The organism is Pseudomonas sp. RL_5y_Pfl2_73 (assembly GCF_963970515.1).
Lineage (GTDB): Bacteria > Pseudomonadota > Gammaproteobacteria > Pseudomonadales > Pseudomonadaceae > Aquipseudomonas.
Map to the genome: position 1 here is coordinate 274315 of NZ_CAXAPD010000002.1, position 18556 is coordinate 292870.

19 protein-coding genes are annotated in these 18556 nt (G+C 61.5%); 4 read left to right on the forward strand and 15 right to left on the reverse strand.

Going from position 1 to position 18556, the window contains the following annotated elements:
* The first annotated feature begins 6 nt into the window (after positions 1–6).
* Positions 7–627: an energy transducer TonB gene (locus AACY42_RS03075; protein WP_339476343.1), complete on the forward strand. Its 621-nt coding sequence runs from the start codon at positions 7–9 to the stop codon at positions 625–627.
* Positions 628–711: 84 nt separating this feature from the next.
* On the opposite strand, the gene AACY42_RS03080 is transcribed toward AACY42_RS03075, so the two are convergent.
* The 7 genes from AACY42_RS03080 to ppc all read right to left on the reverse strand — a co-directional run bounded on the left by AACY42_RS03080 (position 712) and on the right by ppc (position 8049).
* Positions 712–1410: an extensin-like domain-containing protein gene (locus AACY42_RS03080; protein WP_339476345.1), complete on the reverse strand. Its 699-nt coding sequence runs from the start codon at positions 1408–1410 to the stop codon at positions 712–714.
* 16 nt (positions 1411–1426) lie between these two features.
* A complete protein-coding gene (locus AACY42_RS03085; protein ID WP_339476347.1) occupies positions 1427–2248 on the reverse strand; it encodes an isocitrate lyase/PEP mutase family protein in 822 nt (273 codons plus the stop codon).
* Between the two features lie 31 nt (positions 2249–2279).
* Positions 2280–3140 carry a DUF72 domain-containing protein gene (locus tag AACY42_RS03090; protein ID WP_339476350.1) on the reverse strand — a complete coding sequence of 287 codons (861 nt, stop codon included), beginning with the start codon at positions 3138–3140 and terminating at the stop codon, positions 2280–2282.
* Positions 3140–3451, reverse strand: a complete 312-nt coding sequence (locus AACY42_RS03095) for a hypothetical protein (protein WP_339476353.1) — start codon at positions 3449–3451, stop codon at positions 3140–3142. The genes AACY42_RS03090 and AACY42_RS03095 overlap by 1 nt, the downstream gene beginning before the upstream one ends.
* Before the next feature lie 257 nt (positions 3452–3708).
* Positions 3709–4386, reverse strand: coding sequence for a tRNA (adenosine(37)-N6)-threonylcarbamoyltransferase complex dimerization subunit type 1 TsaB (tsaB, locus tag AACY42_RS03100; RefSeq protein WP_339476356.1), 678 nt, complete (start codon positions 4384–4386; stop codon positions 3709–3711).
* Between the two features lie 93 nt (positions 4387–4479).
* On the reverse strand, positions 4480–5127 hold the full coding sequence (adk, locus tag AACY42_RS03105) for an adenylate kinase (RefSeq protein WP_339476359.1): 648 nt from the start codon (positions 5125–5127) through the stop codon (positions 4480–4482).
* Positions 5128–5418: 291 nt separating this feature from the next.
* Complete coding sequence (gene ppc / locus AACY42_RS03110) at positions 5419–8049, reverse strand: phosphoenolpyruvate carboxylase (RefSeq protein WP_339476361.1); 2631 nt, start codon at positions 8047–8049, stop codon at positions 5419–5421.
* Positions 8050–8229: 180 nt separating this feature from the next.
* On the opposite strand from ppc, the gene AACY42_RS03115 reads away from it, so the two are divergent.
* The 3 genes from AACY42_RS03115 to AACY42_RS03125 all read left to right on the forward strand — a co-directional run bounded on the left by AACY42_RS03115 (position 8230) and on the right by AACY42_RS03125 (position 10195).
* On the forward strand, positions 8230–8574 hold the full coding sequence (locus AACY42_RS03115) for a pilin assembly protein (RefSeq protein WP_339476364.1): 345 nt from the start codon (positions 8230–8232) through the stop codon (positions 8572–8574).
* Positions 8575–8941: 367 nt separating this feature from the next.
* Positions 8942–9355, forward strand: coding sequence for a DUF4398 domain-containing protein (locus AACY42_RS03120; protein WP_339476367.1), 414 nt, complete (start codon positions 8942–8944; stop codon positions 9353–9355).
* 51 nt (positions 9356–9406) lie between these two features.
* Entirely contained in the window at positions 9407–10195 is a 789-nt protein-coding gene (locus AACY42_RS03125; RefSeq protein WP_339476473.1) for an OmpA family protein, read from the forward strand.
* Positions 10196–10385: 190 nt separating this feature from the next.
* Here AACY42_RS03125 and AACY42_RS03130 read toward each other — a convergent pair whose 3' ends face one another.
* The 8 genes from AACY42_RS03130 to AACY42_RS03165 form a co-directional block, all read right to left on the reverse strand.
* Positions 10386–10715, reverse strand: a complete 330-nt coding sequence (locus AACY42_RS03130) for a hypothetical protein (protein WP_339476370.1) — start codon at positions 10713–10715, stop codon at positions 10386–10388.
* Positions 10712–11617, reverse strand: coding sequence for an alpha/beta hydrolase (locus tag AACY42_RS03135; protein ID WP_339476373.1), 906 nt, complete (start codon positions 11615–11617; stop codon positions 10712–10714). The genes AACY42_RS03130 and AACY42_RS03135 overlap by 4 nt, the downstream gene beginning before the upstream one ends.
* A gap of 67 nt (positions 11618–11684) precedes the next feature.
* The gene (locus AACY42_RS03140; protein WP_339476376.1) at positions 11685–12962 is read right to left on the reverse strand and encodes a flavohemoglobin expression-modulating QEGLA motif protein; all 1278 of its coding nucleotides are present in this window, start codon (positions 12960–12962) and stop codon (positions 11685–11687) included.
* Between the two features lie 36 nt (positions 12963–12998).
* Positions 12999–13553: a hypothetical protein gene (locus tag AACY42_RS03145; protein WP_339476378.1), complete on the reverse strand. Its 555-nt coding sequence runs from the start codon at positions 13551–13553 to the stop codon at positions 12999–13001.
* Positions 13554–13650: 97 nt separating this feature from the next.
* Positions 13651–14367 carry a TetR/AcrR family transcriptional regulator gene (locus AACY42_RS03150; RefSeq protein WP_339476380.1) on the reverse strand — a complete coding sequence of 239 codons (717 nt, stop codon included), beginning with the start codon at positions 14365–14367 and terminating at the stop codon, positions 13651–13653.
* Between the two features lie 100 nt (positions 14368–14467).
* Entirely contained in the window at positions 14468–15970 is a 1503-nt protein-coding gene (lysS, locus tag AACY42_RS03155; protein WP_339476382.1) for a lysine--tRNA ligase, read from the reverse strand.
* Between the two features lie 110 nt (positions 15971–16080).
* Positions 16081–17176 (reverse strand): peptide chain release factor 2 gene (prfB, locus tag AACY42_RS03160; protein WP_095963568.1). Its coding sequence is split into 2 segments (ribosomal slippage): positions 16081–17103 and positions 17105–17176, totalling 1095 coding nucleotides; the frame shifts between segments, so codons are not numbered across the junction.
* A 345-nt stretch (positions 17177–17521) separates the two neighbouring features.
* Positions 17522–18523 carry a diguanylate cyclase domain-containing protein gene (locus AACY42_RS03165; RefSeq protein WP_339476385.1) on the reverse strand — a complete coding sequence of 334 codons (1002 nt, stop codon included), beginning with the start codon at positions 18521–18523 and terminating at the stop codon, positions 17522–17524.
* Between the last annotated feature and the right edge of the window lie 33 nt (positions 18524–18556).

An 18556-nucleotide genomic window follows, 5' to 3' on the forward strand; every position in this document is an offset into this window, starting at 1 on the left:
AGAAAAATGTCAGACATTCAATCCACATCGATAGGCGTTATCTCCCCTTACGGCGATTACAGCCTGCGCAATACCCAAGCGCTGAGCGGCGTCAGTCACCTGTGGCAGGATTTTTTTGCCCGGGCCCTGGCCGATCAACTGGGTGATAGCGCACCGGCACCTGGCAGCTACCAGCCAGTGGCCCTCGATGAGGCCGTTGAACCCACCCTCGGCGCCGAATTGCTGGAGCACATCGTCAGCCAGCGCACTTGCGAAGTGACCGAAACGCCGGTCAAGCCGCCTGAACCGCTGTTCCTGCCCATCGCTGAATTCGAACTCGACCTGTTGGACAAACCCTTCCCGCCCTTCCCTGTGGAAGAAATCGCTGCCCAGCAAAAACAGCAGACCTTCGAAAGCAACTGGGTTCGCCCCCTCGTCCTGACCGCCGGCCAACCGCTGCCGGAACCCGGTCCGGCACCACAACCGCGCCCACTGCACCTGCCGATTGCCGAGTTCGAACTCGACCTGCTGGACAAGCCGTTCCCGCCCTTCCCGGAAGAGGAATTGGTGGCGCAGCAAAAACAACTGGATTTCGACACCCGCTGGGCACGTCCGATCGTGCTGCAGAACCTGCGCATCGCCGCCTGACGGGGGGCCTGTATCACAAATACTGTTCCTTTTTGATGGCGTCTGTCGTCGTCAAAAAAGAAGCGTATTTGCGAAACAGGGCACTCAGCGACAGATCCACCATGGCCCCACGTCCAGATGAAAATGGTTGCGGTGCGCCGCGTTGTAATCGGGACTCAAGACCACACTGAACATATCGCAGGCGCCGTCGCGGGCCTGACGCAGGAAGCGCGCATCGGCATTGTCCTTGGGCCAGTCCTTGAGCACGCTGACCGTGCGCCCATCGGCCAGGCGAAACCCGGCAATGTCCAGCGCGCTGGCGGTGGCGTGCTGGCTACGCGCCCCGCTCTCACGACCGTACATATTGCGACAGGCAAAACTGCCAAGGTGATCGACCCGCGTCACTTTCTGCCCGTAGACCGCCATTGCCGCCGGCTGCAACCCATGGCGCTCGAACAGCGCGAAGGCCACGGCCAGCGGACAACTGGCGAGGAAACTGCTGCTCAACGCCACGTCCCCGCCCTGTACCCTCAGCACATTGTTCAGCGGGCAATCGGCCTGGGAGCGGCTGTCGGCCTGGCGAGCGGTGCGCAGCCCCGAGGTGGCGAGGGCCTGGTCACACAACTGCGGGTCGTTGCGCAGGGCCATGAGCTTGAAGCGGGTCAGCAGGTTGGGCGCAAGGTTGACGTTCAGGGGCGCCCAGGGATTCCATTGGGGCGGCAGCGCCACCCAACCGCGCCATACCCCCAGCCCTGCAACGCCAACGAGCAGTGCCACGACCGCAAGAACTTTCAAAAACCGCACGACGTTGCCTCGGGTATCAACCCTTGAATAATTGGTTGGCCTGCTTGAACGGCATCGATCGGCGCGTGAAGGTGAACGTGCCCTGCTGCTGGATTTCTTCGGCGGCGCGGAAGAACTCGCCATACGCGGCCAGGGCCAACGCCGATCCGACACTGATGCGCTTGACGCCCAACTCGCTCAACTGCGCGACGGTCAGGTCCAGCGCCCCGGACATCAGCACGTTCACCGGTTTCGGCGCTACGGCCCGCACCACGGCGAGCACTTGCTCGGCGCTGCTCAGCCCCGGGGCATACAACACGTCGGCCCCCGCGTCGGCGAAGGCCTTCAAGCGGCCAATGGTGTCCTCCAGGTCCGGATTGCCGTGCAGGAAGTTCTCCGCGCGGGCCGTCAGCAGAAAGGGATACGGCAAGCTGCGCACGGCGTCGGCGGCGGTCTTGACCCGCGCCACGGCATGGTCGAAGCAATAGATCGGGCTGTCTTCGCGTCCCGTGGCATCTTCGATCGAACCGCCCACCGCACCAGCCTGCGCTGCACGGAGCAGGTTACGCGCACAATCGTCGGGGGCATCGGCAAAACCGTTCTCCAGGTCCACGGCCACAGGTAGATCGGTGGCGGCCACAATCGCCCGCACGTTGGCCAGCGTGTCCTCCAGGCCCAGCGCACCATCGGGCCGGCCCAAGGAAAAGGCGTGGCCGGCACTGGTGGTCGCCAAGGCCTCGAAGCCGAGGCTGGCCAACATCTTGGCGGACCCGGCATCCCACGGGTTGGGAATGACAAAAGCCCCTTCACGTTCGTGCAAGGCCTTGAACGCCTGGGCTCGACGAGTTTGCGCATCCATGTAGTTCGCTCCTGAGCAGAGAGGGTTGGCCTCAGAGCAAACCCAGTTGCTCGGCGGCGGGCTCTCTATATAGCTCAGGCAGGGCCGGCAAGCCAGGCAAACGACTCATCAGGCGAGCGTGGAAGCGTTGCGCCAGTTTCGCCGCCAGCAGGTTATCGGCGGTGTGCAGGAAGATATAGGGGGTACGCCCCTCTTCGATCCATCCGGCGATTTTCTCCACCCACGGCGTCAGGAACGGCTCGTTGGCTTCCAGCACCGGATGGCCGATAAAGCGCACTTGCGGGCATTGGGTGAACGCCGCTGGCCGGGGCGGCACCCGGGGCTTTTTCGATTGCGCATGAAGCACGGCAGGATCAAGCGAGGTGCAACTGAACAAGGCCCGGGGATCGAGACAGATGCGTTCGACACCGCGATCGAGCAACAAGCGGTTGAGGCGCCGTTCGGCATCGCCCTTGGCAAAGAACTCATCATGACGGACCTCCACGGCCAAGGGGCGCTGCAAGGCGTCGATGAACCCTGCCAGTTCCGACAACCGATTCGGGGTGAAAGCCTTGGACAGTTGCAGCCAGTACGGCGAGACACGCTCACCCAAGGGGCTGAGCAATTGCAGGAAGGTTTCGGTGGCCGTCAGGCGCTCGCGCAAGTCGCCATTGTGGCTGATGTCACCGGGGAATTTGGCGGTGAAGCGAAAGTGCTCGGGCATGGTCTCGGCCCAACGCCGCACGACGGCCGTAGACGGGCTGGCGTAGAAGGTCGTATTGCCTTCCACAGCATTGAACACTTGGGAATAGAGATTCAGGAAGTCGGTGCTTTTGGCGTCCTGGGGATAAAGGTAATCGCGCCAGGCGTTTTCGCTCCAGGAGGGGCAGCCCAGGTAGTAAGGCAAGACCATCAGATGTAGAGATCGAGTCCCAGCACTTCCATATCCCAATCGACGAAACCGGCGGTACTCAGGTAGCTCGCCAGGGCCGTGGCGACACTGCGGCTCATCGCACGGTGGTAAAGCATGTCTTGCTGACGGGCGGGGAGATTGCTCAGGCGTTGCGCGGAAGCTTTGGCGGCACGGGCGGCCAATTGCTCTTCAGACGGAAACTCCAGTTCGCCATCGATATCATCATCGAAGGACTCTTGCTCAGCGACTTTGCCTGCACGAGGCTTGCGCTTGATGGGGTAGGACTGGGAGGAAAAGCCGTCTATACGCATAACAGAATGCTCGGTATCAATGATGGCAATTTAGCGGCACTTTCACAGCCGCGCAAATGCACAAGTGATAACTAGAGCACATAAAGCCTAAAAGGTTTAAAAACGGGGTAAAAAAGTGACGACTGGCAATATTGGGTGTGACTTTTGGCCGGGGAAATGAGTTTGTGGGAGCAAGGCTTGCCCGCAATGATGACGCGGTCTGCTGGAAACCGAGGCGCCTGTATCGCAAGCAAGCTTTGCGCCCACAAAGCCAGGGCTTATCGCTCGGATTTTGGCGTTGCGACCTTGTCCCGCAGATACACCGGTTGGGCATCATCGGCCACAATAGCTTCACCCCGGGCCCAGGCGAAACGGGCCAGCGCCAGCAGGTCTTCGGCGTGAGGCAGCAGAGTAGCGTCCTGGCCGGTCAGGTTGACGGCGATTCGCTCGCCGTAGCCCCACCCGGTACCGGCGCCGAACCAGTCACCGTCGGCCCCGCTCGGCAACGCTGCCGCTTCGGGTGGCAATACCGCTTCAGCGCCGACCAGGCGCATCTCGCCGTCAGTTTCGCGATAGCAGCCCCAGTACACCTCGTCCATGCGCGCATCGATGGCCGCTGCGACTTGGCGGGCGCCCTGTTCGCGCAAGGCGCGCTGGGCCAGCACCGCCAGGTTCGACACCGGCAGCACCGGCCGCTCCAGGGCAAACGCCAGTCCTTGCACCACGCCGATAGCGATGCGCACCCCCGTGAAAGCCCCCGGCCCACGGCCAAAGGCAATCGCGTCCACTGCCTGCAAGGTCGTCCCGGCATCGCTCAGCAGTTTCTGGATCATCGGCAACAGTTTCTGCGCATGCAGGCGCGGGATCACCTCGTAATGGCTCGTGACCTTGCCGTTGTGCAGCAAAGCAACGGAGCAAGCTTCAGTCGCGGTGTCCAGGGCCAGCAAGGTGCTCATCGATGTGTCCGTAAATCAGGTGGAAAAAAGTGCGCCAGTATAAACAACTACGGCCCGCAAGCGGGCCGTAGTTGATGCAACTGATCAGACTTTTCAGCTCAGGGCTTCGAGCACCTTGCCGGTGATCGCATCGACCGAGCCGACGCCCGGGATGTGGCTGTACTTCGGTTTGCCCTGGGCAGCCGACAGGTTCTGGTAGAACGCCACCAGCGGCTTGGTCTGGGAATGGTAGACCGACAGGCGATGACGCACGGTTTCTTCGGTGTCGTCCTTGCGCTGCACCAGCTCTTCACCGGTGACGTCGTCCTTGCCCGCAAGTTTCGGCGGGTTGTAAACGGTGTGGTAGACACGGCCGGACGCCTCGTGGACGCGACGACCGGCAATGCGCTGAACGATCTCTTCGTCATCGACCGCGATTTCGACCACGTGATCGAGCTCCACACCGGCTGTCACCAGGGCTTCGGCCTGGGGAATGGTGCGCGGGAAGCCGTCGAACAGGAAGCCGTTGGCGCAATCGGCTTGAGCGATGCGATCCTTGACCAGAGCGATGATCAGGTCATCCGACACCAGGCCGCCGGCATCCATGATGCTCTTGGCCTTGACGCCCAGCTCGGTGCCCGCCTTGACTGCGGCACGCAGCATGTCGCCGGTGGAAATTTGCGGGATACCGAATTTTTCGGTGATGAACTTTGCCTGAGTACCTTTACCGGCCCCGGGAGCTCCCAGCAGAATGACGCGCATCGATGTGCTCCTCAATTTTTTTATGTAAAACGCTCGGATTCGCCTCGTGGGGCCAATCTTCGAAAAACAGAATCGTGACCGCCCAAACGGCCAAAGGCTGATCAAGATACACAGCAGGCTCGACCCACACAAGCCGCCGAAAGTCGGAGGAACCCGCGCCCGATACGACCTTCGGAGGGGGTGGCGAGAGGCGCAACCGGGCAACGAACTGTGGCCAGGTCGACCTGTTCTCTCCCCCGGCGGACAGCGCCCGGGAACACCGGGCGAGCCGTTTCGGTGCGCTGCCTAACCTTAACCGGTGTTGCGCAAACCGGCGGCAATCCCCGCCACAGACACCAGCAACGCCTGTTCCACGGGGCTGCCCTGGGCCACATCCTGCTGCCGTGAGCGCGCCAACAGCTCGGCCTGCAACAGGTGCAGTGGGTCGAGGTAAGTGTTGCGCAAGCGAATGAATTCCAGTGTGGCAGGGCTATGTGCCAGTAGCTGCGACTGACCGGTCAACCCAAGGACCACCGAGCAGGCCTGCGACAATAGGTCGCGTAAATGCGCCCCCAAAGGCAGCAGCCCAGGCTCCACCAAACGCTCGTCGTAGGAGCGGGCAATATCGGCGTCGGCCTTGGCCAGCACCATCTCCAGCATGTCGATGCGGGTCCGGAAGAACGGCCATTGCTCGCGCATCTGCCCCAGCAACTCACCTTCGCCGCGCTCCAGGGCCTTGCTCAGTGCGGTTTCCCAGCCGAGCCAGGCCGGCAGCATCAGGCGGGTCTGGGTCCAGCCGAAGATCCATGGGATCGCCCGCAGGCTTTCGATGCCGCCGGCCCGTCGCTTGGCCGGACGGCTGCCCAGGGGCAGGCGCCCCAGTTCCTGCTCGGGGGTGGACTGGCGGAAGTACTCGACAAATTGCGGGCTCTCCCGCACCACGGCACGGTAGGCACTGACGCCATCGGCCGCCAGTTCGTCCATCAGGTCCCGCCACTGTGGCGTTGGGGGTGGCGGTGGCAGCAGCGTCGCTTCAAGCACGGCGGCGAGATAAAGATTGAGGTTCTGTTCGGCGATGTCCGGCAGGCCGAATTTGAAACGAATCATTTCGCCTTGCTCAGTGGTGCGGAAACGCCCGGCCACCGAACCCGGTGGCTGGGACAGGATCGCCGCATGCGCCGGACCGCCACCACGGCCCACGGTGCCGCCGCGACCGTGGAACAACAGCAATTCGACTTGCTGCTCGCGGCAGATGTCCACCAGCCGTTCCTGGGCCCGATACTGCGCCCAGGCCGCCGCCGTGGTCCCGGCGTCCTTGGCCGAATCGGAATAGCCGATCATCACTTCCTGGGGACCTTGCAGCCGCGAGCGATAACCGGGCAACAGCAACAGCTGCTCGATCACCGGCCCGGCGTTGTCCAGGTCGGCCAGGGTTTCGAACAGCGGCACCACCCGCATTGGCCGCAACACGCCGGCGTCCTTCAGCAACAGCTGCACCGCGAGGACATCGGAAGCCGCACCGGCCATGGAGATCACGTAGGACCCCAGGGACGCCGCCGGTGCCGCGGCCACTTCCCGGCACGTCGCCAAAACTTCCGCCGTATCGGCCGACGGCTTGAAATGGGCCGGCAGCAGCGGACGCCGGTTACTCAGTTCCGCCAGCAAGAAGCTGATGCGCTGCTCCTCGTTCCAATCCTCATAGCGTCCCAGGCCCAGGTAGTCAGTTATTTCCGTCATGGCGGCGGTATGGCGCGTCGAGTCCTGGCGTACATCGAGGCGCACCAGGAACAAGCCGAAGGTCACCGCCCGGCGCAGGCAATCGAGCAGCGGCCCGTCGGCAATCACGCCCATGCCGCATTCGTGCAACGAGTGGTAGCACAGCTCCAGGGGGTCCAGCAGCTCGCGGTTGTGCTGTAACACGTCGGTGCTTGGCGGCGTGGCGGCGCTCAGGGAAGCGTGGGCCCAGTTGCGGGTGGCGCGCAGGCGTTCACGCAGTTGCTTGAGCACGGCGCGATAAGGTTCGGCGCTGTCGCCCGCCTGGGCACGCAAGGCTTCGCTGGCGCGTTGCATCGACAGTTCGGCCGCCAGTTGATCAACGTCACGCAGGTACAGATCCGCTGCCATCCACCGCGCCAGCAACAGCACCTCGCGGGTCACGGTGGCGGTGACATTGGGGTTGCCGTCACGGTCGCCGCCCATCCAGGAGGCAAAACGGATCGGCGCGGCCTCCAGCGGCAGGCGCAAGCCGGTGGCGGCATGCAGGGCCTGGTCGGCCTTGCGCAGGTAATTGGGAATGGCCTGCCACAACGAGTGCTCGATTACCGCGAACCCCCACTTGGCCTCGTCTACCGGGGTCGGCCGGGTGCGGCGGATTTCTTCGGTGTGCCAGGCTTCGGCGATCAAGCGCTGCAAGCGTTCGTGAATCTGTGCGCGCTCGGCGCTGGTCAGGTCGCGGTGATCCTGGGCGGCCAATTGCGCGGCGATGGCGTCGTATTTCTGGATCAGCGTACGGCGAGCCACTTCCGTGGGGTGGGCCGTGAGAACCAGTTCGATCTCCAGCCTTCCCAATTGCCGGGCCAGGGCTTCGGCGCCATGGCCCTCAGCCCGCAACCGGGCGAGCAGCTCGGGCAACACCCGCGCCTCGAAGGGCTCCGGCTGCGACGCTTCACGGCGGTGGATAAGTTGGTATTGCTCGGCGATGTTGGCCAGGTTAAGAAACTGGTTGAACGCCCGCGCCACCGGAAGCAGTTCGTCCTCGCTCAACTGATTGAGACTGGCGCTGAGTTCGGCGTCCACGGAACCGCGTCGGTCAGCCTTGGCGCCCTTGCGGATCTGCTCGATCTTGTCGAGAAACGTGTCCCCGTATTGTTCGCGGATGGTGTTGCCCAATAGCTCACCGAGCAGGTGAACGTCTTCGCGCAAGCGTGCATCGATATCGGTCATCAGCATTTCTCCAGCAAAAAAGTCCGGGCAGCTCTTGGACTAGAGAGTGCCGATGCCCACCGTTTCTGACAAGCGATGAAGGGACATTAAACCTTGGACGACAAAGCTAGTCTCATGATTAAGCCACACAACGGCTTGTCACTCTCCGCGCCCGCCACGAGCAGGCTTATCGAGGTCATCATGAAAATTCGTGAGCTTGCCCAGCATTGGGAAGAAAACGCCAAGGGCCGTCTGACCCAGACTGGCTACATGATTCATCTGGACGTGGAAGCCGCCGCCCGGCTGGCAGCAATCTGCGACATGTACCCCAAGCGCCAGCCCGAGGAACTGCTCGGCGAGCTGATCGGGGCCGCACTGGAAGAGCTGGAAGCCAGCTTCCCCTACATCAAAGGCTCGCAAGTCGTGGCCACCGATGAAGAAGGCGACCCATTGTACGAAGACGTGGGTCCGACCCCGCGATTCCTCGCACTGTCCCGTCGGCACCTGCACGAACTTTCCTCGCAGAACGACAAATCCAAACACTGACGCCTGTAGGAGCTGACGAGCGAAGCGAGGCTGCGATCTTTCCCCTGACGCTTGAGTCTCAAGCGAAAGCAAAAGATCGCAGCCTTCGGCAGCTCCTACGCGCGCGCCCGCCAAAAAACGCACGTATCCCTACACCGGGAGTACTGCTGCGCGCCTTGAAAGTTCAGCTTCTCTACCACTGACCAATCAGTCAGTAATTCTTTTGGCGAATGGCCATCTTCGCTGAACTTTTGAAAAACGCCTCGGGTCACACCGAGTAACCATACTGGAACGGTTGTTTAAATAAACGCGCCTTGGCGCCAGCGTCAAACCGGACGTCACGGCTTCGGTCCCAGCATGGATTTGTAGTTTTTTCAGGAGTTTTCCAATGGAGTTGAAGCCTATGAATACCTGCACTGCCAAACCCTCATCCACTGGCCTGCGTGGCTTGAAGTTGGCTGCCCTGGCGATCGGTAGCAGCTTCATTCTCGCCGGTTGCGCCGGTAATCCACCCTCGGAGCAGTACGCGGTGACCCAATCGGCGGTCAACAGCGCCGTCAGCGCCGGCGGTACCGAATTCGCTGCTGTGGAAATGAAATCGGCCCAGGACAAACTCAAGCAGGCCGAAATCGCCATGCATGACAAGAACTACGGCGAAGCCAAGCGTCTGGCCGAACAGGCCGAGTGGGATGCCCGCGTCGCCGAGCGCAAGGCTCAGGCCGCCAAGGCCGAACAAGCACTCAAGGATTCTCAGAAAGGGGTTCAGGAACTGCGTCAGGAAGGCATGAACAAGGTTCAGTAAACCGTTCACGCCACGACGTACTTCTCATTGATAAAAGGACGACAGACTATGATGCACAAACACTTGATGATGCCCGCCCTGCTCGCTGCCTGCGTAGCCCTGGCCGCTTGCTCCCACGACCCGAACGCGAACCTGGAACAGGCACGGACCAACTACAACGGCCTACAGGCTGACCCGGCGGCGACCAAAGTGGCAGCATTGGAAACCAAGGACGCCGCCGACTTCCTGGCCAAGGCTGACAAGGCCTATCTGGACAAGGAAGACGAAGCTAAGGTCGACCAGTTGGCCTACCTGACCAACCAACGCGTTGAAGTAGCCAAGCAGACCATCGCCCTGCGCAAGGCCGAAGCCGAGCTGAAAAATGCCGGTGACGAACGTGCGCGTGCCTTGCTCGATGCGCGCAATGCGCAGATCAAGCAGTTGCAGGAAAGCCTCAACGCCAAGCAGACCGAACGCGGTACGCTGGTGACCTTCGGCGACGTGCTGTTCGCCACCAACAAGTCCGAACTGCGCGCCAGCGGCATGACGAATGTGAGCAAACTGGCGCAGTTCCTCCAGGAAAACCCGGACCGCAAGGTGATCATCGAGGGCTATACCGACAGCACCGGTTCGGATTCCTACAACCAATCGCTCTCCGAGCGCCGCGCCAGCTCGGTGCGCACTGCCTTGGTGAAAATGGGCGTGGACCCGGCTCGCATCGTGACCCAGGGCTACGGTAAGGAATTCCCGGTGGCCGACAACAGCAGCGTCTCGGGCCGTGCGATGAACCGTCGTGTGGAAGTGACCATCTCCAACGACAACCAGCCAGTGGCCCCGCGTTCGACCATGAGCGCCAACTGATCGGCTGAGTGCAACGCAAAAGCCCCGCCTGACTTCAATCAGGCGGGGCTTTTTCATGGCGCACACATTGTGTCGAGCCGGCCATATCCCCTGTGGGAGCGAGCCTGCTCGCGATAGCGGTGGTTCAGTCACCACCTATGTCAGCTGATCTGCCGCCATCGCGAGCAGGCTCGCTCCCACAGGGGGTTACTTATGGCTGCAATTTTTGCGGCGTTTCCTGGCCCATGCAGCGCACCGCGCGTTTCTTCTCGTTGATCAGCACGCCGGTCAGGCCTTTCTGCTCGGTGTCGAACAGCACCAGCACGCCGTCGATGCATTGGGCGACCTGAGGGGCCGGGTCCAGGGACACCTTGTAGTCCTCCCCCGGCACGGTCTTGAGCATGGTGAATTGGTTGAGCAGCAACGCGTCCTCGGGCTTGGCGAAGTGCAGGTAACCGTAGTACCACAGCGTCGCAACAGTGCCGAGGATGCTGCAGATACCGGTAATGATCAGGGGGATGGCGTTACGTTCTTCGCTCATTGCGGACTCTCTGGTAATTCAACGGGTGATTTCGGGTAATTCGGGACCTCGCCCAGGCGGCGCAGGCCGTCGAAGTGCTGGGGGTCGTCAAGGTAGCGCAGCATCACGGTGCGCCAGACCGGGTCGGCGAACGTCTGCACATGGCCGCCGCGTGTCAACTGCAAGACCCGTGGCGGCGGCGCAGCTTGATACAGGCGGATGCCGTTGGAAAGGGGCACGATGGGGTCGTCCAGGCTGTGGTAGATCAATTTCGGCACACCATTCAAGTGCGCCACGGAACTGATCGCGCTGTCACCGTCCGGCACCAGCCAGGACAATGGCACCTGGAACGGCCAAGTCAGCCAGGACGTACTCAAGGCAAAACGGCCGACCTCGCGGTAACTGGCGGGCACGCCATCGAGCACCAGGGCCTTGAGCTGCCGTTGGCGCTGCGGGTGCTCGACCAGGTAATGCACCGCCAGCGCGCCGCCCAGGCTCTGGCCGAGCAGCACCTGCGGCTTGCCCTGCACCTCGGGCGCCTGGTCGAGCCATTGGAACGCGGCGTCGACGTCCTGGTAAATTGCCGGCAGGCTCGGCTCGCCTTCGGACAGGCCATAACCCCGGTAGTCGAGCATCAACACCTGGTAGCCCTGCTCCGGCAACCACCAGCTACCGCCCAGGTGCCAGGCCAGGTTGCCGCCGTTGCCGTGCAAATGCAGGACCGTGCCCTTGACCTCCACACCCGGTTTGACGGGCAGCCACCAGCCATGGAGCTTGAGACCATCGGCGGTGGTCAGGGTGACGTTGCGGTACTCGAGCCTGGCCCGCTCCGGGGTGAACGCCAGGCCGTGCTCGGGGTAGAACAGCAGGGAACTGCAACCGCTCAGGGCCAGCAACAGGCAAATGATGCCGAGGGTTCGCATCCGGTGAAGCCTCGCAAAAAATCAGAAGTTATACACAGCCCGCTCCCACCGTTGGACGGTGTTGTGCTCAAAGGATATTGGAATAATCCGCTTCGATCCGGTCCAGGCTCAGGTGGTTCAAGAAGTTGGAGAAACACATCCAGGCCGACAGGGCGTTCATGTCGCGGAACTGCTCGGGCAGGTACTTGGGCGCTACGACTAGGCCTTCGTCCACCAATTGTCGCAACGTGCGCATGTCCTCGAGGGTGGTCTTGCCGCAGAACATCAACGGCACCTGTTCCAGCTTGCCCTTGCGCACGGCCAACTGAATGTAGTTGTAAACCATGATAAAGCCCTTGAGGTAGGACAAGTCTTTGGTGAATGGCAGACCCGTCGGCACCGACCCACGGAAAACCCGACTGGCGTTGCCGTAGCTTTCGGCCATTTCAAAACCCTGCTCGCGGAAAAATTCGAAGACCTGCAGGAAATCGGCCCCCTCCTCCACCATGTGAATGGCCCGGGTACGGTTGGTCAGTTTGCGCAGGCGACTCGGGTAGGAGGCGAAGGTGATGATTTCCATCAGGATCGCCAGGCCTTCCTGGGTCACCGTGGACGAGGGCGGGCCCTTGGACAGGAAGGTGCAGATCGGTTGGTTGAGGCCGTTGAGCGTAGTGCCGACGTGCACCAGCCCCTCGTGGACTTCCAGCGCCCGCACGTCGCGCTCGTTGAACATCGCATCGGCGCGGATCTTGATGTAGTCCGCGCCCGCCGCCGCGTCGGCCACGATGCCATCGGACTCGAACACCCGGATGGTTTCCTCGGCTTCGCCAAACACCCGATTGAGGCGGTGTTGCAGCAGCTTGACCGCGTCCTTGGCGACCAGCGTCTTCGGCTCGTCCTTGAGGTCGCCACGGCCATCGATGTTGTTCAGGTAATCGGAGAGCATCAGGCCCAGGTCGGCCAGGGTCGGGTCGCCGGCGTGGAAAGCATCGGAGGCGGCGCCATAGAGCTCCTGGGAGATCAGCCCGAAATCCTCGGTGCCACGCGCCTCGAGCATGCGCACCACCATGCGGTATTCCTTGCACATACGGCGCATGATCTGGCCAACCGGGTTGAACTGCCCAAGCTGACGGGTGATGTCGCGCTCGATGTTCTGGAACTCCAGCTTCACCTTGCTCGAATCGAAAGACAGTGGCCGGTTGAGGTAATAGTCGCGATCCACCGCAGGCATTTCCTTGCCCTTGGCCTTGAGAAACCCCTTGCGGATGCTCTCGTCCCACTTCACCGCGTCGAGGATGCGAATCGGCGTTTGCGCCAGCACAATGCGATCGGACAAGGTGCGTATCGTCTGCTGGTAATCGTCCACCCGGAACTCCTGTGAAAAAACGTCCGCTTATTGCTGTTATTGGGATTTGACCAGCCGCTGGTAGCGCACGGCCTCCGAGAACACATCGGAATTGGCCGGATCGTCGAGGTAACCGAAAACCTTGTTCATGTCGCTGTCCACCAGCACACCGTCGCCTTGCTCGCTCGGATTCGGTTGGCCGCTGAGGATTTTTTGGCTGATGGCCTGGTTGATCTGCTCCAGGTCCAGGTTGTAGACCACCAGCTCGTGCTTGTCGGTCAACTCGAAACCGGCGATCAAATAATGACCGCCAAACCGGACCGGTACCTTGGCCGACACGTACCAGCGGCTGCCATGACGGGAAACAGTCAGAGGAATGGCTTCGCGCTCATGGGGCTTGGCCCTGAAGTAGCTGATGGCCTGGTAGCGGTGCTTGCCGACCTTCCTCAGCTCCAGGTTCAACGGTTCGCCCCAGGCATTGGCGCTGGTCCAGTGACCGAGCAAGCCCTCAGGCGCGGCTTCGCTGTCAGGCAATGGCGCCTTGAACGACACCAGGCAGCCACTGAGCAGTAGCAACGACACGGTCAGTACAACGGCACGCCAAGCTTTCATTTGAACTCCCTATGGCACAGTGCCTCGTCCTTACATAGGGGAGCAGGTGTGTGTGGGAGCAACGCTTGCTCCCACATAGCCTACTCCCACAAGGGGGTTACACCGACGCCAGTACCAGGTGCATGTAGCGGGTCAGGATACCGAGCATATCTTCATCGGCTTCCAGCTCGGCGCTATTGAGCAAACCCTGATATTCCATCCGTCCGATAATCGCCGTCAACACTTTGGCATCCTGTTGCGGCTCACGAGAGCCCAATACCTGGAAAAACTGACACGTGCCGTGCAGCAAAATCTGCTGATGGGAACGCACCAACACCGCCAGACGCGGGTTGAGCAGCGCTTCCTGGCGAAAGGCCTGTTCGGCCATCAGGTAGTCGCGACGACTGTCCAATTGGTGTTGTACGTAGTCGGCGGTCATCCGGGCAATGTCGTCCGCCAGTTGCGAGCGTGATTGGGCGCTGCCGTCACCGTAGGCGACCATCTCGCGCAGCAGGCCTTCGTTGTTGGCCCACAGCTTGGCCATGAACGCCGCGCTGCGTTCCACATACTGGGCGAAGGCATCGGTGAGCAAGTCATCGATGTCCTTGAAATAATACGTGGTGGCCGACAGTGGCACGCCGGCTTCGGCGGCCACAGCGCGATGGCGTACGGCTCGCACGCCATCGCGCACCACAATGCGCATCGCCGCGTCGAGAATCTCCTGGCGACGCTGCTCACTGCCCTGTCGGCTGGCCTTGCGGCCCTGGTACTGAACACTTTCAGCGACAGCCGTGGCGACGCCCGCTGCACCTTCTGAAGCCATTGCACGATTCACGACAGGTCTTCCTCTTTTTTTCAAAAGTAACCAATTGATACGTTTGTACCAGACAGGCAATAAAAAGCCGCCCTTCCAGGCGGCTTTTTATTTGAAACATTTACGCTTGAGGCCGCATGTGCGGGAAGAGAATCACATCCCGGATCGACGGCGAGTTGGTCAACAACATCACCAGGCGATCAATGCCGATGCCTTCGCCAGCGGTCGGCGGCATGCCGTACTCCAGGGCACGCACGAAGTCGGCATCGTAATGCATGGCTTCGTCGTCGCCGGCGTCCTTGTCAGCCACCTGGGCCATGAAACGCTCGGCCTGGTCTTCTGCATCGTTGAGCTCGGAATAGGCGTTGGCGATTTCGCGGCCACCGATGAACAGCTCGAAACGGTCGGTCACGCTTGGGTTCTCGTCGTTACGACGGGCCAGCGGCGACACTTCGAACGGGTACTGGGTGATGAAGTGCGGCTGTTCCAGCTTGTGCTCGACCAGTTCTTCGAAAATCATCACTTGCAGCTTGCCCAGTCCTTCGAAGCCGAGCACCTTGGCCCCGGCTTTCTTGGCAATGGCGCGAGCCGTCTCGATGTCCTGCAGATCAGCGGCGGTGATCTCTGGGTTGTACTTGAGGATCGAGTCGAACACCGACAGGCGCACGAACGGCTCGCCGAAGTGGAACACCTTGTCGCCGTACGGCACGTCGGTAGTCCCGAGAACAAGCTGAGCCAGCTCGCGGAACAGTTCCTCGGTCAGGTCCATGTTGTCTTCGTAGTCGGCGTAGGCCTGGTAGAACTCGAGCATGGTGAACTCGGGGTTGTGCCGGGTCGAAACGCCTTCGTTACGGAAGTTGCGGTTGATCTCGAACACTTTCTCGAAGCCGCCCACCACCAGGCGCTTGAGGTACAGCTCCGGCGCAATGCGCAGGAACATTTCCATGTCCAGGGCATTGTGGTGGGTTTCGAACGGCTTGGCCGCCGCACCGCCGGGGATGGTCTGCAGCATCGGTGTCTCGACTTCCAGGAAGTCACGCTTCATCAGGAAGCTGCGAATGTGGGCGATGACTTGCGAGCGCACGCGGAACGTCTGGCGCACGTCTTCGTTGACGATCAAGTCGACGTAGCGCTGGCGATAGCGCTGCTCGGTGTCGGTCAGGCCGTGGTGCTTGTCCGGCAGTGGGCGCAGGGACTTGGTCAGCAGGCGCACGCTGGTCATCTCGACGTACAGGTCGCCCTTGCCGGAACGGGCCAGGGTGCCTTCGGTGGCAATGATGTCACCCAGGTCCCAGGTCTTGACGGCTGCCAGGGTTTCTTCCGGCAGGGTCTTGCGGTTGACGTAGACCTGAAGGCGCCCGGTCATGTCCTGGATCACCATGAACGAACCACGATTGAGCACGATACGACCGGCCACCTTGACTGGAATCGCCGCCTCGGCCAGCTCTTCCTTGGTCTTGTCCGCATACTGCTTCTGCAAGACGTCGCAATAAGCGTCGCGGCGGAAGTCGTTGGGGAAGGCCTGGCCCTTGGCGCGCTCGGCAGCAAGCTTTTCCTTGCGCAGGGCGATCAGGGAGTTTTCTTCCTGTTGCAGGGCTTGCGGGTCGAGTTCTAGGTCGCTCATGTCTTTAAGGATTCCATCACAGGTTCGTTGCCTCCGGCCCCGGGCCGGAGTTTGCGGGCGAGTCGCGCTCCTTGGTGCAAGCGTGGCCTGCCCGCCGCATGGGTGTCGCGTTACAGCCCTTGTTTGAGGCTGGCGATCAGGTATTCATCGATATCGCCATCGAGCACCTTGTCGCAATCGCTGCGTTCGATGCTGGTCCGCAGATCCTTGATCCGCGAGGCATCGAGCACGTACGAACGGATCTGGTGGCCCCAGCCGATGTCCGACTTGGTGTCTTCCAGTGCCTGGGACGCCGCGTTGCGTTTCTGCACTTCCTGCTCGTACAGGCGAGCCCGGAGCATCTTCATCGCGGTGTCTTTGTTGGCGTGCTGGGAGCGCTCGTTCTGGCAACTGACCACGGTGTTGGTCGGTACGTGGGTAATCCGTACGGCCGAGTCGGTGGTGTTTACGTGCTGACCGCCGGCCCCGGAGGAACGGTAGGTGTCGATGCGCAAGTCCGCCGGGTTGATCTCGATCTCGATGTTGTCATCGATTTCCGGCGAAACGAACACGGCCGAGAACGAGGTGTGGCGGCGGTTGCCGGAGTCGAACGGGCTCTTGCGCACCAAGCGGTGCACGCCGATCTCGGTCCGCAGCCAGCCAAAGGCGTATTCGCCCTTGATGTGCACGGTGGCGCCCTTGATCCCGGCGACTTCACCAGCCGACAGTTCCATGATGGTGGCGTCGAAACCGCGTTTGTCAGCCCAGCGCAGGTACATGCGTAGCAGGATGTTGGCCCAGTCCTGGGCTTCGGTGCCGCCGGAACCGGCCTGGATGTCCAGGTAGGCGTTGTTCATGTCCATCTCGCCGCTGAACATGCGACGGAATTCCAGCTTGGCGAGGTTCTCATCAAGGCGTGTCAGCTCGGCGACGACATCGCCGACCGCGCCTTCATCGTTCTCTTCGACGGCCATGTCCAGCAGGTCGCGGCAGTCGGCCAGGCCGCTGGACAGCTCGTCCAGGGTCTCGACAATCTGCGCCAGCGCAGAACGCTCGCGGCCCAGCTCCTGGGCGTACGAAGGGTTGTTCCAGACATTCGGATCTTCAAGCTCGCGATTGACTTCGGTCAGACGCTCATGCTTTTGATCGTAGTCAAAGATACCCCCGAATAGTTTCGGAGCGCTCGGACAGGTCCTTGATGGTGTTAAGGATCGGGTTGATTTCCATGGCGGGCAGCACTCGTTGGCGAACTTTTGAAAGCCGGCGAGTATAACGTAATCAAGCGCCAGCGGCAGCCCGCCTGGCGGCTTTAGGGGCAATGAGATTCAGCGTTCGCGCTCCGTGGTAAGGGAGCAAGCTCGTGCTGACCCTGTAGGTGCTGGCGAAGGCTCGGGCCGCGTTCGGACGATCTTTTGATCTTGACTTTGATCTTGATCTTGATCTTTCGTTTGGGACTCAATTGGCTGGGGAAAGATCGCAGCCTCGTTGCACTCGACAGCTCCTACACAGCTACACAGCCATAGCGCCTACAGGTGCAATCCGGTGGGAGCAAACGCCCTGCCTCTCAAGGGCTTATTCGACGCCCACCCGATTGCGCCCATTGTGCTTGGCCGTATACAACCCCTTGTCCGCCGCCGAGATCAGTTGCCGGCAATCGCTACCCTGCTGGGGGATGAAGGTCGAGACGCCAATGCTGACGGTCAGGTTTTCGCCACCGTCGGGCGTGGTGTGGGGGATTTTCAGGGCGACGACGCCCTGGCGCAGTTTCTCGGCCATCAGCCGGGCACCGCCCGGCGAGGTGCCGGGCAGGACCAGGGCGAACTCCTCGCCGCCGTAGCGGGCCGGCAAGTCGGATGGACGGCTACACGCCTCGCGGATCGCCGTGGCGACCTTACGCAGCGCTTCGTCACCGTCCAAGTGGCCGAAGTTGTCGTTATAGGCCTTGAAGTAGTCCACATCGATCATCAGCAGCGACAGTTGGCTCTGGTCGCGCATTGCCCTGCGCCATTCCAGCTCCAGGTATTCGTCGAAGTGCCGACGATTGGACAACCCGGTCAGGCCGTCGGAGTTCATCAAGCGTTGCAGCACCAGGTTGGTGTCGAGCAGTTGCTGCTGGCTGACCCGCAGTGCCCGATAGGCCGCGTCGCGCTGCAACAGCATCATGTAGGAACGCGAGTGATAGCGGATGCGCGCCACCAGTTCGATGTTGTCCGGCAACTTGACCAGGTAGTCGTTGGCCCCGGCGGCGAACGCCGCGCTCTTGATCAGCGGGTCCTCCTTGGTAGACAGGACAATGATCGGGATATCGCGGGTGTCGGGATGGTTACGGTACTCGCGCACCAGGCTCAGGCCATCCAGGCCGGGCATCACCAGGTCCTGGAGAATCACCGTCGGTTTGATGCGAACGGCCTGGGCGATGGCCTGGTGAGGGTCGGAGCAGAAGTGGAAGTCGATGTTTTCTTCATTTGACAGCCCGCGCCGCACCGCCTCGCCGATCATCGCCTGGTCGTCGATGAGCAAGACCATGGCGGCGTTTTCATCGCGTTTGAATTCGTCGAGCTGCAGATCATTCATGGTGGCTTACCTGAATACGGCCTGGGGCAACGC